Raw genomic sequence first — 13,594 nt, 5'->3', positions numbered from 1 at the left:
GAAGATGTCAGTGAGGCTGATGCCCAACAATCCGCAAAACCGTCTAAGTAGTTTGTGCAATCATCCTGCGGACGCAGAGCCAAGACACCCTTGTGGCGGGGTCAGGCCCTGACGCTTGCGACGTAGGCATCGGTAAATGGCTCGACGAGCTCGGTCCCGACAAGGTCGTCGCCGACATCGACGCCCGTCGCCAGCAGCCGGACAAGATCCCTGTTCTTCACAACCGGAATTCCCATCCCCTTTGCCATCGCCTTCAGCCGGGCAACCCCCGACCGGTCGGCGCGCACGGTCAGATAGGGCACATCCGTCTTGCCGTGGATGTAGTGGATGCCGACTGCGCCCTGATCGCCGATGGCTACAAAACTTGTCATCCGGATGCCGACGGGATTGTTGAGACCGGCGCGCGTCAGACGCTTTCGCTCGGCCACAAGTTTCGGATCCCCGAACGAGTCCTTTTGTTCCCTGCGCAGTTCGGTTTTGGTCATGCGCATGTCGTCATCGAAAAGATAGCGCTGCACCGGCAGATCGATCGCCGATGTCAGGGCCATGAACACGGCGGCCAGCAACAGGAAGGAACCGAAGACCAGAATGAACAGGTGCAGCGTCGTCGACAGGTCAAGACTGAACGTTACGATCAGTGCCGGAGTGTAGCTGACGATCAGGAACCCGGCTGCAGCCAGCCAAGCGAAAAATCGCAAACTGGACGCCAGGAATTCGATCAGCGCACGTTTCGCGAACATATTCTGCAGGTTGGTGGCCGGGTTCAAACGATCGAAGTTCGGGGCAATGTTCTCGGCCGAAAAGACAAAGCCCTTCTTGATCACAATGTTGGCCAGTATGCCAACGACGCTTGCCAACCCCAGCAGGATCAACGCCGATGTCGACACGACCCGGCCAAAGATGGTCCAGACATCGCGCAATCGGTCGATGTCCGGTTTTCCACCCGCTTCAAAGGCGGTATCGAACAAAAGCGAAAATTCGGACGCCGTTCGCTGGACCATCATCACAATCGCAAGGATGACGGCGGCCACGACGACGGCTGCCACCGTATCAGCGGCTGTTAGGGCGCGACCACGCTCACGTTCCTTACGCAGTTTCTGCGACGTGGCCTTCTCGGTCTTTTCTTCACTGGTGTCATTGCTCATGGTGATCCCGCAAAGAAGGGGCGCAAGATCGCGGTCAGGTTGGCGAAACTCTGCAGGTTCTCGGCGATTGCCCCACGCAACGGGAAAAGCGTGACCATGAGAAGCGCAAGCAGCGCCAGGCTCTTGTAAAGCTCGGAATAGGGCGAAAGGTCGGCTTTCGAGCCAAGTCGTGTAGCCACGCCAACGGTTGCGTCAATCAGCACGAACACCAGAAGAAACGGCGCGACGATCACAAAGCCTGCCTTGAACACCAGGGTTAGCAGTGTCAGCAGGGCAGCCCCCGCTTCCGCGCCCATCTGCGGCATCGGGGCAAGGACTGGCCAACTGCCGTAGCTTTCGTACATTGCCCCGATCAACAGGCGAAAGCCGCCCTCATAGGCCAGCAGACCGATTGCGATCAGAACGAAGATCCGGGTGGTGGGGGTGGCAGCAAAGCCCGAACCCTGATCCTGCTCTTGCAGCAGTCCTGCAAGAACGCTTCCGGCCATATCGGCGATCCAGATCGGCACAGAGGCGATAAGACCCAGCAACAGGCCCAGGATGACCTCTTTTGCCATCAGAATGATGAAGTCCCCAGCCGTCATCGATGCCAGAACTTGCCCCTGCGTCGACCATAACAACAGCGTCATGGGCAGGCCGAATCCGATGGCAATGGCATTGCGCGCCATGCCGTTCGACACCTGGGCCCAGACAAACGGGGCGAAAACCGAGGCAAATGTAAACCAGCGGGCAAACCCAAGGCCGAAGGCCATCAGGAGGATCTTGGACTGATCCACTATCGCGACGGCCACCTGGTCCATGGCGTTGCTCGATCAACCGTCGTACCAGAAGGTATCGAAAACTTCTGCTGACCGGGCCAACAGCGGGGCGGCCAACAAGGCGCCGCCAATCACCATGCTCAAGGCAATTGCGGCGACCTTGATCAGCTGGGGCAAGGTCTGGTCTTGCACCTGCGTCAAGGCTTGGAACAACGAGACCGCCACACCCAAGCCAGCAGCAATTGCAAGCGGAACTCCGGCAAGCAAGGCCACTGCCACAACGAATTGTTCCAGAATATGGATCATGTTTGCCCCGGCTTACACATAGGTCAGCACCAATCCGTGAACCAGCTTGGTCCATCCATCCAGTGCCACGAACAGCAGCAACTTGAACGGCACGGCCACCACGGTGGGAGACACCTGCTGCATGCCCATCGCCATCAATATCGTGGTGATGACCAGATCAACTGCCAGAAAAGGCAGATACAACAGAAACCCCATCTTGAACGCCCGCGTCAGCTCGGACAGCAGAAAGGCGGGCGTGAGGACCGTCAGGCTTGAAGCCGCATCGTCAGGCGGGGCGATCCCTTGCCAGAGTTGGGTCTGCACCTCGACAAAGAAGGCCAGGTCTTCCGGTTCGGTGTTGCGTTCCAGAAATCCGCGGAACGGCCCGGCGACTGCCATTGCCGCAGCAGAGAAGTCGTCGATTGCCTCATAGGCCAACCCCAGTTGCGCCACGTTCTGGTAGGCCTGATTGGCGATCGGCTGCATGATGAAGATCGTCAGGGCCAGCGCGATTGCATAGATGACGATGTTCGGAGGTGTCTGCTGGACGCCCAACGCGTTGCGCAGGATCATCATCACCACCGAGATCTTGACGAACGACGTCGCCACAAGCAGCACGAACGGCACGGCGGCCATACCGCCAAGCAGCACCAGGAAGGGAAAGAAATCGCCCTGTTCAAGCATCGATCGATTGCATCGATACGATTTGCACGCCCAACCTGTCCTTGATCTGGACCAGCCTCGCCGAACCGATCACCGTGCCGTTCACCCGGATTCTGGCCTGATCATCGGCCAGCAGGCCGATTTCGAAGACCGAGCCGACATTCAGCTGGCCCAGTTCTGCCAAGGTCATCGTGCGGTGTCCAAGGTCGAAGCTGACCATCAGCGCCACATCGTCCAGACTGCCCATACCGGCGGGGTGCAAGGCCTTGTCGGCAGGCGGCGCAAGCTCCGTCTGTGCCATAGATTGAATCCTTTCTTGGTTCGGTGAAAGCGGGCGCCGAAAGGCTGTCAGAAGGACAAATGCATTTCTGTCCGGGCGAACCTGGGCCACGGCGCCACCGACGATGCAAAGCAGCGCGTCCAGCGGAGCCTTGCCAGCCGACAAGACGATCACATCCCCGGCCCGCCATTCCGCCAATTGCGCTGCGGTAATCCACATGGCTCCGGCAGAAAGAAAGACTGGAACGGGTGTTGTCGCGGCGATGACTTCGGCAGCGGCATTGCCCGGATGCGGCAATAGCCTTTCAAGATCCGTCACGGGCATGTCGACGAAGGCGGTCAACTCTTCGCCCCGGCCATAGCGCAACTGGATCGGAAGGCCGGCCACCTCTTCGGCAACGATGTCACTCACACGATTGAGCGAGACTGGCAGCCCGGTCGCCGACTCAAAGACAGCGATCATCGGGCCAAAGACATGTTCCAGAACCAATGCATGAACGAAGGGATCGATCCCGGATTCGTCGATCACGATCCCCGCTTCGGCAAGCAGGTGCGGAACCACATGCTTTGGCAGACTTACGCGAAAGTTGGTCTTGCCGACTTTCCCCCGGGCAGAAAGATGGGTCCCCATCGCACGGGCCTGCACCTTCCCCGGTTGCAACCTGCAAGGCCCGAACCTCGTCTCCATCTGCCGCGAAGCAAACGCCCCAAACCAACGCGGAGCGATCCTTGCCGTTTCTTGTGTGACAACGGGCAAGGCGCCGGCTATCCGCTTGACGCGGGCTTTGCCACAAAAGATCTGCAACGGTTCACTTGCTTCCAGCGCCTGCATCTTCTTCCTCTCGTCTGGTCATGGCGCGCCGCGCATCACGGCTCTTCGCCCGGCGCATGACCGCCAGCAGTTCCGTGGTTTTCTCCTGGGTGCGCTGGGCCTGCCGGGCTACAGCGGCAATCTCTTGCACCACGCGCGACGAATGCTCGACCGCCTCGGCCGCCCGTCGACGTACTTCGACTTCGCGGTCCAGCATGATGGCATGATCTTCGGTCAAGGCGGCAAACTTGTAGATCTCGCGCACCGCACCGACCTGGCGGCCCATTTCCGCAAGAACATTCTGTCGTTCCAAGGCCGACGCTGCCGTCCTTTGATGGGTGCAAGTCTCGTCGTCTCGGGCCGCTCTTTCAGCCATAACCGCGTCCGAGAGCCGCATTCGGGCCCGCTCGGCCTGCAACTGCCGGACCTTCAGCAAACTTGAAAGCAGTGGGACGCTCATGACACCACGCTCGCGAGTCTTGCCAGCGTATTGGTCATCGGCGATGCCTCCTCGCCTTGCCGAAGAAAGGCGTTGATCGCGGCCTTGCAGCTTAGCGCGCGGTCTACCTCGGGGTCGGAGCCATGGTCATACTCGCCGACGCGCACAAGGAATTCCACCTCCTCCAGCCGTGACAGCATCGCCGAAATGGCGCTTGCGGCCTGCGCCTGAGGCGCGGTTGCCAAAGCCCCGAACAAGCGGCTTTTCGACCTCAGGACATCAATCGCAGGGTAATGGGCCGCATGGGCAAGTTTTTCGTCCAGATAGATGTGCCCGTCCAGAAGGCTTTGCACTTCCTCGCGGATCGGATCGTCTTCGCGATCGCCCTCCAAAAGGACCGTGTAGATCCCGGTGATCGAGCCGTCTTGCGTGCCGCCGGCGCGCTCGAACAGACGGGGCAGTTCGACAAAGACGTTTGACGTAAAGCCGCGTCGTGCCGCGGGCAGGCCAGCCGCCAATCCAACTTCGCGCAATGCACGGGCAAACCGCGTCACGCTGTCCATCAGCAGCAGAACCTTCTGCCCTTCGGCACGAAAATGCTCGGCTATGGCTGTAGCCGTGTGGCAGGCGGTCAGTCTTAGACCCGCCCACTGATCCGAGGTTGCGACCACGACCACACAGTTGCGGCGGCGCTGCGGTGGCAGTTGGCGGTCAAGAAACTCGCGTACCTCGCGGCCGCGTTCGCCCACCAGCCCAAGGACAACGACATCCGCTTCGGCTTGCCCGGCAATCTGCGCCAGAAGCGAGGATTTTCCCGCGCCCGGTGGGCCGAACAGGGCAATCCGCTGGCCGTGGCCAATTGTCAGCAGTCCATCAATCGCTCGTACACCGGTCGGCATCGGTGCCGTGATCAGCGGCCGCGCAAAGGGGTCGGGTGGGGGTGTGACGACGGGGGTCAACCGGGTATCCGCAACAGGCCCCAGCCCATCGATAGGCGTCCCAAGAGCATCAATGACCCGGCCACGCAGCGCGCTTGAGATCGGCACGCTCAGGGGCTGTCCGGTTGGCACTACCCGGCACGCCATCGACAGTCCACTGGTCGAGCCAAGCACGCTCAGAACCGCTTCGCCTCCGTCGAAACCGACAACTTCGGCAAGGACAGGCGCGAGACCCGGCTGTTCAAGCCGGCAGATGTCGCCCAGCTTCGAGACGATCAGGTTCGTCCGTGCCAGCGGGCCAAGGATGCGGGTCAGATGACCGTGAACCTGCAAGCCGCCAAAGGCTGCGACGTTCGCACGCAGTCCCGAAAGCCTTGCTTGATGCGCTGGCTCGGTCATGCGGCCCCCCGTTCGGGATAGGTGGTCGCACCATTCGCCCCGATGGCGGAACCAAGGGCGGACAGCTGTGCGACCCGGCCCAAATCGATCATTCCGTGTGAGGTTTCCAGGACCGCCTCGCAGGGACCCAGCGCCGCATCTTCGGCGACTTCGACAGGCAGGTCGGCCAAGGATTCCAGATCACAGGCAGCCACCCTCAGGCGGCTTGCCGTGATCTGCGGATTGGTGCGAAGAATATGCAAAACAGCCGCGCGCACCATGGGTGCCGCCCCGATATCGCCAACCAGCCTTTCGAAAGCGGCAAGCACGATCCCATCCAGCTGGGTCGCTATCGCAGCAAGTTCCCGGGCCAGTTGCCCATCCAGATCCTTGCGCAGAGCGACCTGCATTTCGTCCAGCGCCTGTTCAGCGGCGAGGCGCGCCGCTTCTGCGTCTTTTTCGGCCTGAAGGACGATCGCGGCCGCCTTTTGCCGCGCTGTGTCAGTGATGGCCGCCGCTTCGGCCTTGGCCGCGGCCAGCAACGCTTCCGCCCGCGCCTTGGCGTTAAGGATCTTCGACGCCTCGGACAGAGCGCCCGTTGCCTGCTTGCCGGTCAAGCGTTGATCGGGGGTGTACACCTCAATCATCAAAGCCTCCGTCCTGCACCACCCCGGCCAGCTCTGGATCAAAGGCGGTGGCGTAGGCCACGCCCATCTCGCTCAGGGCACTTGCCACGACAGCTTGTGCGCAAATCTCGGCCGGAAGGGCGGCCTCAGGCAGGTCTCGCGAAAGGTCCATCGGGCACACGAGCACCAGATCAGCGACCAGGTCCGGGTCCAGGGCAGCCCACCATCCGGCAATGATGCCTTTTCCCTCTGCCAGCAGGTCCTCCGGGATGGATGCAGGCCCTGAAACGCGCAGCGCCTCCGCCTCTGGCAAGGCGTGCAGCACCTGCAACCCGCGCTTGATCTCGTCCAGGGCTATCCACTCAGGGACGCCCTTCCCCCGGTTCGTCACCAGGGATGTTCCCCAGGCGGAGGCATGCAGCAAGACGCCAAGCCGTCGAAAGATCACTGCAGAGGGATCGCGGTTGAACCACTCCAGGACGCTGCGAATATCGTCGGCCAGATCCGCCAGGTTCGACAGTTGCCGCCCCCGCGTGGCAATAAGCTGAAGACGCGCCTGCAATCGCGTGTCTTCAAGAAGCACATGCAACAGTGCAGATCCCGCCGCGCCCCGGGCCCAGCTTGCCAGATGCCAGTCGGAATGCACGGTGATCATCGGCCCGCCACCATTGCGGAAAAGTCCGACCGGAAGGCCGCGATCGTGATATGCTCGTAATCCAGCCCCTCGATGCTTGACGCCACGGCTGTCTTGATTGTCGGCGAGGCTGCCTCAAGGTCAAAGCGGTCCAGATGGTAGATGAAGATCGCAGCCCGTGCCGGAGCCGATTCCCGGGTGATCCGATTGGGATCGGGAATAACGACGTGAACGCGCGCCTCGACGACACCGTCGATCCGGCTGATGCTTTCCGACAGCTCTTGCGTGATGGCGAAAGTGTAGCGCGCCTTCTGCTCGAACGGGGTCGAGACCAGTCCTTCCCCCTTGAAGACGGCTCCCATATCCTCGAAGGCCGATCTCGGCAGGCCGCGCTCCTTTAGCAGGATGATCGCCCGCGCCAGCTGGTCGCTTTCCACCGCAATCGTGTAGGTTCCGCTGCCCGCGTCGAAGACACGGTCGGCGGCGACGTTGTTTTCTGCCAGAACCGCGAAGATCTCGTTCGCATCCCGTTCCGACAGGTTCTTGTTCAGATCTTCCTTGCACGCCGCCAGAAAGAACGCAGCGGTCAAGAGGACCAGGCCCTTCGTCCGAAACAAGGCTGTGTGCATGCGGTCAGCCATCACTGCGCCTGAATGAACATCTTGATGGACTTGTCGGTCTTTTGCAGCGACGCGCTGCCCAACTCGAACGCCACCATTCGCCAGGTCATTTGGCTTAGCATCTGGAATGTCTGCATCGTCTGGGCGGCTTCGGTGACCCGCTGGCTTTCCGCCGGCCCGGGCCGCAAAGCAGCGCGGGCTTCGGCGATGGGGTCTTTCGCCACCGGGTCGCGCAGCTTTGCCGAGGCATCCATGTTTTTCAGGCTTTCACCGCGCAAGTGCGACATGGCCGTCTTCGCGCTGTCAGCCAGCGTGGACACTGGCGGGCTTGCCGCCAGTTCGCTGATCGGGATGGCGGCCGGAGCGGCGGTGGGATCGGTAACGATGGCCATCGCCGTTACTCGTCCGACGCCTTGAACCCTTGAGCCAGGCTGATGCCGACCTGACCCATCTGATAGATCGATATCCCCTCCTGAAGCATTGCCTGGCTCACGGCTTTCTTGAACAGCTCCTCCGCCGTCGGGGGGGGAGTCGTGGGCTTTGCATTCGGGTCGACAGTTGTCATCGGTTGTCTCCTGCTTTCGTTTCAGTTTTCGGCTGCGGTCGGTTCGGGCTCCACCGAAGGCTCTGACGGCTCCGGCGGTTGAATTGACACGATGGACCGGCGCGACCCCATCTCGTCCACCGTCAGCTGGCCGCCCCGGTTGATGACAATTCGGCTGCGCAGGGCGCGGTCGGCCTGCAGGTCGGCAAGCACGGTCTCGACCAGTGCAACAAAGCCAGCAGGGCCAGAGACGAGAACCGCCGTCCCATTCTGGTTCCCGGGGGTCAAAGGCAGCGCAGCCGCCGCATCAAGGGCTTCGACGCCTGCAATCAGGTCAGCCAACGGAATACCGTTCAACGGAAGCAAATACCGCAGGGAGTCAGAAGCCGGCGAAAAATGCAGCGTCGCTCCGATACGGTAGTGGTCCAGACCAAAGTCACGGGCAAGCCAGGCGGTGAACTCTTCCGTCCGGGCGGTCAGCCGCACATCAGCCACAGTCCCGGATAGCCCATCAGGCACCACCACCGTTTGACCGGTCTGTTCCGAATACCAGGTCAGAACCGCCGACAGCGGCATTGCCACGACATGCATTTCGGGTGGCAAGGTTTCAGCCTGGACTGCACAGGACAAGCACAGCATCAAGGCTGCTGTCCGGGCGATCTTGAAGGGAGCGCGACTGTTTTCCATGACCTCAGGGTAGCGATGCGTCCGCGTGGTCCTAGTCGGGCAAACCGCAAGCTTCCGTAGTTCTACGCAGGCCGCCCGGCCCACCCCGACGCGCGGATGGCGCAAAGAAAAGGCACCCTTGCCTGCGCAAGGGTGCCCGGGTGGACCTGACCACAACTGCTGATTACTTGCCGATCTTGTCCGAGGTCTGAGCCAGCTTGTTGTCAATGTTCATCATGATTTGGGCCTTTGTGAGCTCTTTGGTGAACAGACGGTTGTCTGCAGACATCGTACCGAGATCCGTAATCCCGTTCGCGACGTCCTGGTTAACTGGCGTGCCGGTAGTTTCGCCCATTGTTTTCTTCCTCTAAGTTGTTCAATTGCGCGTCATGCTTTCCGTTTATCGGCGTCTTGATAGGTTTGCCTTTGTGCGGACCAAGAAGGTGTTCGATCAAAGGCCCCCGATTTGGGCTGCATGCAAGATAAGGTTAACCAATCGTCAGGCGCAGAACATCCGCACTTACACCTAGGCATTTTGCGCAAGGGGGGCGCGGTTTGGCTCTGGCGGACGGGACTTCGGGTGGATGAAAAGTGGCCTTGGCCCCCGTCGCCCGTTCTCTCTGGGACGCGGTTGGTCGGATCGCAGGACTCTTTCTAGCTGCCCGGAATACTGACGACGAGCGGTTGCCGCAAAGTGGACCGGCGGCCGAGAAGCCGATTGGCAGGCGCAAGCTGGGTGCCATCCCAGCATCGTCGCGCAGGCCCCGGCCGGCCAGCCGGTAGGGCGTCTGCTGTCACGCACCATTTCGGGGTCGTGGATGGGGACCGCAATCCCTGCCCCCTCGCCGCGCATGGTTGACAAAGCCTGAATGAAAAAATCCAAAGCACTGAAAATAAAATGTTTTTGCTTTATGTCCACCGTGGACACACGCCTCCCGACCCCCACCTCGGGGCCATCCTCCTCGCCCTCTCGATGGTAGCCCCCCGGACAAGGCCCCGCCCCTGCCCGCGCCAGGAGGACTGCGAAACGATGCGAAATCTGTTGCAAAATCTTCATGCAATAAACCTGCGACCTGCTGCGTTTCCCCCTCGACACGAGTTCGAAGGAGAGATGCCATGGTCATGTTTCAACATATGGAAGCCCCACTTGCGGCCGTGCCGCAGATGGCTGCGCAGCGATTGCTTGCGCTGGGGGCGGGCCGGCGGCTGACCTCGCGGCTCTTGGCCACGGATGACGCCAGCCCGACCGCCGAGCCAGTGCCCCTCGTCGCGCTGCACGGCATTTCCCGCAATGCCCGAGCGATGTGGCAGGCCTTTGGTCCGCTTGCCGCCGCCGAGGGCCGCGCCCTTCTGGTGCCGCGCTTTGCCGATGGGCAGTGGCCACGTTTCCAACAGATTGGCAGGGTGCGGCCGGACCTTGCCCTTCTTGATCTTTTCAAGCAGGCGGGGCTGGCAGACCAGCGCGTCGATCTCTTCGGCTTTTCGGGCGGCGCACAACTCGCCCACCGGTTTGCGATGCTGTATCCGCATCGGGTGGCCACGCTGCATCTCGCGGCACCGGGCTGGTACACCCTGCCGGATGTCTCGTTGCCTTGGCCACAGGGCCTTGCGGTGGCGCCGTCGCGGCGGCGGCGCGCCTTCGATGCTGCTGCCCTGTCGCGGCTGCAATTGCGGCAGTACCTGTCGCTGCGGGTACGTTTGTGGGTCGGAGCCGAAGACACCGCCCGGGATGCCAGCCTGCGCCAGACGGCCGACCTTGACGCTTGCCAGGGCAAGACTCGGCTGGAACGCGCCTTCCGTTATGCAAGGGCATTTGAGCAAGCCGCCCGGGTTCTGGGGCTGACGCCCGACATTGACCTGACGGTCCTGCCCGGCTGCGGCCATGACTTCACGGAATGCGATCAGATCGGCGGTCTTGCCGCCCGCGTCGTGCACGGCGGCTGATGCCGCTTCCCCCTTTCCAACCCACCTAAGGAGTATCCCCATGACCGCTTTCACCCTTCCCGCTCCGACCAAATGGGCCTTTTCGGCGCGGCGCGTTCCGCGCGACCTGGCGGCCGGGCTTGACCCCAATGTCAGCAACGCGCGGGCGGGCGACCTGATCCTTGGCCGGGTGCTTACGGTCGGGCAGCATGGCCGTATCCAGCTTGCCGAAGGGCGGCCCGCGACGCTTTATTCCGGAGACGTGATCGTGATGCCATGTGGCGCACGCTATGCCCCCGACCAGTTCGAAGGCCTGGCCGAAATCGATCCCGAAGGTTGCGACATGCTTGCCGGCGGTGGCTGCCTGGGTCGAATGGTCTGGCGGCATGACAAGATGAAAGCACCAACCCGGGTGCAACCTCTTGGCCGATTGACCAACGCCGCGGGACACACGCTGACAACCGCCAATTTCGGCTTGCCGACGCCGACGAAGTTCGCCGAGATTCCCCTGATCGTGGTGGTCGGGACCTCGATGAACTCGGGCAAGACGACGGCGACGGTGGCGCTGACGCATGGTCTGACCAGGGCGGGCTTTGCAGTGGCGGCCCTGAAGGGCACGGGAACCGGCTCCTTTGGCGATGTGAACGACTATGCCGATGCCGGTGCTGCTTTTGTAGGCGATTTCACTGATGCCGGGATGGTCACCACGTATCTGGAGCCGCTGGAACGCGTGAAGGCGGGGATCGACACCCTGCTTGCCGCAGCCGAAGCGCAGGGTGCGACGGTCGCGGTAATGGAGGTTGCCGATGGCATCTTTCAGAAGGAAACCGCCGCGCTGCTGGCGGACCCCGGGTTTGTAGCGCGGATGCAGGGATCGGTCTTCGCCTGTGGCGATGCCGTTGCGGCGGCCGGCGGCGTTTCCGTGCTGGCGGGTCATGGCTTGCGGCCGCTGTGCCTGACCGGCTTGCTCTCTTGCTCGCCCATGGCCAGCGCCGAGGCCGAAGCGATGACCGGGGTCACGGTTGTCACCCGGGCAGGTCTGATGGACCCGGCCGTCGCCTCCGGGCTGCTCGCGCGGGCGCAAGGGTTGGCGGCGGCGGCATGACGGTGCCGCCCCTCTTTGCCAAGGGCCGGCGGGCGGTCTGGGGCGGCCTCGCGGCGCTGGCGCTGGTGCAGGCCCTTGCCCTCGTGGCGGGCGTGGCGGGCACGCGGCTTGCCTTTGCGGGGCTTGAGGATGGCGCGGTCCCGGGGCTTGCCCTGGGGCTGATCGGCGGCGCGGCGCTGGCGCTGGCAGGGTTGCGTCCAGGCCTGCGCCTTCTGGCGGAACGGCTGGGGCAGGACCAGACGATCGCCATTCGCGAGGCGCTGTATCGTCACGCGATGGAGGCATCGCCGGAACGGCTGGCCGGGCGCAGGCGCGGCTATCTCATGTTGCGGTTGACTGGCGACATGACCACCCTGAAGGACGGCATAAGTCGCAGTCTGCCGCAGGTCCTGCAGGCGGTGACCCTGGTCCCGGCGGGCGTCCTGGCCCTGCTCATGATCGATCTCCGTTTCGGGGTGGCCGGGGCAGCACTGACCGGCCTGACCTTGGCAAGTCTTGCGCTGACACAGGGTGCCCTGACCCGGGCGCACAAGGACTTGCGCCGGACGCGGGCCAAGCTTGTTGCCGACATGGCCGAGCGTCTGCCGATCGCGCCCGACCTGGCCCGCCTTGGTCGCCGTCAGGCCGAGGTATCGCGTCTGGCCACCGCCGGGCGGGCCCTGCACCGCAAGTCCGCCGCGCGGCTGATCAGGGCCGAAGGGCTGCGCGCCCTGCCGGGTGGACTCGCCGGGCTTTGTGGGGTGGCCGTGCTGTGGGACGGTGCCCACCGCGGGCTGCCGGCGGGCGAAATTGCAGCCGCGCTTGCTGCCCTTGGGGTAATCGGCCATGCGCTTGTGGAACTGGCAGGGGCCATTGACCGGCTGGCTGGTTGGCGGATTGCGCGCGGTACGCTGTCCCGGCATCTGGCTGATCATGGGGGACCAGACCGAACCCCTCGGCCTGACCCGGTACGTCTGGAGCAAGCCTCCGGCCAGTTGACGGTGATTGCCGCCCCCGGCCTGACAACGCCGACACAGCTGGACCTTGCGCCGGGCACGCAGGGGGCGATCAGCGGGCCGGACATCGACCGGTTGATGCGTCTTCTGTCAGGGCAGGACAGAGACCCGGATGTGGTGGTCATGCTGGACGGCATCGCGCTTGATGCGTTGACCCCGGGGTCAATCCGCCGCAACATCGGTGTACTTAGCGCCGCGCCCGTGCTGCTGAAAGGGAGCGTCCGGCGCAACATCTGCCTTGGGCTGACGGACCGCCCCGCTGACGAGAGACTCCTCAAGCGGCTGGCACGGGCTGGTCTTGGGCCTGCCTTGGCGCGTCTCGGCGGCCTTGACGGCCCGATCCCCGAAAACGGCCGCACCCTTTCGTCCGCCGACAGGCTTCGGCTATCCGCGTTGAGAGCCGCAGTGCAGCGGCCCAAGGTACTGCTGCTTGACGCGGGCGGTCTGCCACTGCCCGAGGACATGCAGGCCTATATCGCCCAAAGCCTGCAAACGGTGGTCACGGTTGCAGCGAAACCGGCCAACCCCGATGCCGGATGATGGTGGCAGCCAGATGCCGCCGAACGGCGTTGATGCAGAACCCTAACCGGCCAGGCGTGCCGAAGGGCCACAGTCCAGATGAGACCATGCATCCAGCACATGGGGCTCACGCCGCAGGCCGCGATGACGATCCCATGAAGGAGGGATGACGCGCAGGCGACGGCACTGTGACCGAGGGCTGACGGTTCGACCACGCGCTCCGGCCTAGGAAAGCAGCAGAATAATGCTGCACCTGCGAAGATTTC

The 13,594-nt window shown here is 62.9% G+C and carries 17 protein-coding genes; 3 read left to right on the top strand and 14 right to left on the bottom strand.

Translation table 11 applies throughout. The features are described from left to right. Positions 1-101 precede the first annotated feature (101 nt). From CXR42_RS13495 to CXR42_RS19585, 14 genes are all read right to left on the bottom strand, one after another. Positions 102-1,145 carry an EscU/YscU/HrcU family type III secretion system export apparatus switch protein gene (locus CXR42_RS13495; RefSeq protein WP_103258068.1) on the bottom strand — a complete coding sequence of 348 codons (1,044 nt, stop codon included), beginning with the start codon at positions 1,143-1,145 and terminating at the stop codon, positions 102-104. Next, positions 1,142-1,945, bottom strand: coding sequence for a flagellar biosynthetic protein FliR (locus CXR42_RS13490; protein ID WP_103258067.1), 804 nt, complete (start codon positions 1,943-1,945; stop codon positions 1,142-1,144). The genes CXR42_RS13495 and CXR42_RS13490 overlap by 4 nt, the downstream gene beginning before the upstream one ends. Positions 1,946-1,957: 12 nt before the next feature. After that, positions 1,958-2,209 carry an EscS/YscS/HrcS family type III secretion system export apparatus protein gene (locus CXR42_RS13485; protein ID WP_103258066.1) on the bottom strand — a complete coding sequence of 84 codons (252 nt, stop codon included), beginning with the start codon at positions 2,207-2,209 and terminating at the stop codon, positions 1,958-1,960. A gap of 12 nt (positions 2,210-2,221) precedes the next feature. After that, positions 2,222-2,872 (bottom strand): type III secretion system export apparatus subunit SctR, encoded by a 651-nt coding sequence (gene sctR, locus CXR42_RS13480; RefSeq protein WP_103258065.1) that lies wholly within the window; start codon positions 2,870-2,872, stop codon positions 2,222-2,224. After that, the gene (gene sctQ, locus CXR42_RS13475; RefSeq protein ID WP_103258064.1) at positions 2,865-3,962 is read right to left on the bottom strand and encodes a type III secretion system cytoplasmic ring protein SctQ; all 1,098 of its coding nucleotides are present in this window, start codon (positions 3,960-3,962) and stop codon (positions 2,865-2,867) included. The genes sctR and sctQ overlap by 8 nt, the downstream gene beginning before the upstream one ends. Further along, positions 3,940-4,401 carry a hypothetical protein gene (locus CXR42_RS19385; protein WP_146038077.1) on the bottom strand — a complete coding sequence of 154 codons (462 nt, stop codon included), beginning with the start codon at positions 4,399-4,401 and terminating at the stop codon, positions 3,940-3,942. The genes sctQ and CXR42_RS19385 overlap by 23 nt, the downstream gene beginning before the upstream one ends. Further along, positions 4,398-5,717: a FliI/YscN family ATPase gene (locus CXR42_RS13465; protein ID WP_103258062.1), complete on the bottom strand. Its 1,320-nt coding sequence runs from the start codon at positions 5,715-5,717 to the stop codon at positions 4,398-4,400. The genes CXR42_RS19385 and CXR42_RS13465 overlap by 4 nt, the downstream gene beginning before the upstream one ends. Further along, positions 5,714-6,385: a FliH/SctL family protein gene (locus tag CXR42_RS13460; RefSeq protein ID WP_146038076.1), complete on the bottom strand. Its 672-nt coding sequence runs from the start codon at positions 6,383-6,385 to the stop codon at positions 5,714-5,716. The genes CXR42_RS13465 and CXR42_RS13460 overlap by 4 nt, the downstream gene beginning before the upstream one ends. Beyond that, positions 6,336-6,977: a hypothetical protein gene (locus tag CXR42_RS13455; RefSeq protein WP_103258060.1), complete on the bottom strand. Its 642-nt coding sequence runs from the start codon at positions 6,975-6,977 to the stop codon at positions 6,336-6,338. The genes CXR42_RS13460 and CXR42_RS13455 overlap by 50 nt, the downstream gene beginning before the upstream one ends. After that, positions 6,974-7,597 carry a type III secretion system inner membrane ring lipoprotein SctJ gene (sctJ, locus tag CXR42_RS13450; RefSeq protein WP_103258059.1) on the bottom strand — a complete coding sequence of 208 codons (624 nt, stop codon included), beginning with the start codon at positions 7,595-7,597 and terminating at the stop codon, positions 6,974-6,976. The genes CXR42_RS13455 and sctJ overlap by 4 nt, the downstream gene beginning before the upstream one ends. Next, the gene (locus CXR42_RS13445; RefSeq protein WP_103258058.1) at positions 7,597-7,968 is read right to left on the bottom strand and encodes a hypothetical protein; all 372 of its coding nucleotides are present in this window, start codon (positions 7,966-7,968) and stop codon (positions 7,597-7,599) included. The genes sctJ and CXR42_RS13445 overlap by 1 nt, the downstream gene beginning before the upstream one ends. A gap of 5 nt (positions 7,969-7,973) precedes the next feature. Further along, positions 7,974-8,141: a hypothetical protein gene (locus tag CXR42_RS19590; RefSeq protein ID WP_180996063.1), complete on the bottom strand. Its 168-nt coding sequence runs from the start codon at positions 8,139-8,141 to the stop codon at positions 7,974-7,976. A 21-nt stretch (positions 8,142-8,162) separates the two neighbouring features. Continuing rightward, entirely contained in the window at positions 8,163-8,807 is a 645-nt protein-coding gene (locus tag CXR42_RS13440; protein WP_146038075.1) for a hypothetical protein, read from the bottom strand. Between the two features lie 163 nt (positions 8,808-8,970). Next, on the bottom strand, positions 8,971-9,141 hold the full coding sequence (locus tag CXR42_RS19585) for a hypothetical protein (protein ID WP_180996062.1): 171 nt from the start codon (positions 9,139-9,141) through the stop codon (positions 8,971-8,973). 761 nt (positions 9,142-9,902) lie between these two features. Here CXR42_RS19585 and CXR42_RS13435 point away from each other — a divergent pair. The 3 genes from CXR42_RS13435 to CXR42_RS13425 are packed head-to-tail and all read left to right on the top strand — an operon-like array spanning position 9,903 to position 13,349. Then, a complete protein-coding gene (locus CXR42_RS13435) occupies positions 9,903-10,730 on the top strand; it encodes an alpha/beta fold hydrolase (protein WP_103258056.1) in 828 nt (275 codons plus the stop codon). Between the two features lie 40 nt (positions 10,731-10,770). Then, positions 10,771-11,814: a DUF1611 domain-containing protein gene (locus CXR42_RS13430; RefSeq protein WP_103258055.1), complete on the top strand. Its 1,044-nt coding sequence runs from the start codon at positions 10,771-10,773 to the stop codon at positions 11,812-11,814. Further along, positions 11,811-13,349 carry an ABC transporter transmembrane domain-containing protein gene (locus tag CXR42_RS13425; RefSeq protein ID WP_103258054.1) on the top strand — a complete coding sequence of 513 codons (1,539 nt, stop codon included), beginning with the start codon at positions 11,811-11,813 and terminating at the stop codon, positions 13,347-13,349. Before CXR42_RS13430 ends, CXR42_RS13425 begins: the two co-directional genes overlap by 4 nt. The last annotated feature ends 245 nt before the right edge of the window (positions 13,350-13,594 follow it).

The sequence above is a fragment of the Tabrizicola aquatica genome (assembly GCF_002900975.1).
In the GTDB taxonomy this organism is placed as follows: Bacteria; Pseudomonadota; Alphaproteobacteria; order Rhodobacterales; family Rhodobacteraceae; genus Tabrizicola; species Tabrizicola aquatica.
The sequence above is the reverse complement of the archived record's forward strand: the minus strand, read 5'-3'. Positions and strand labels throughout refer to the sequence as shown.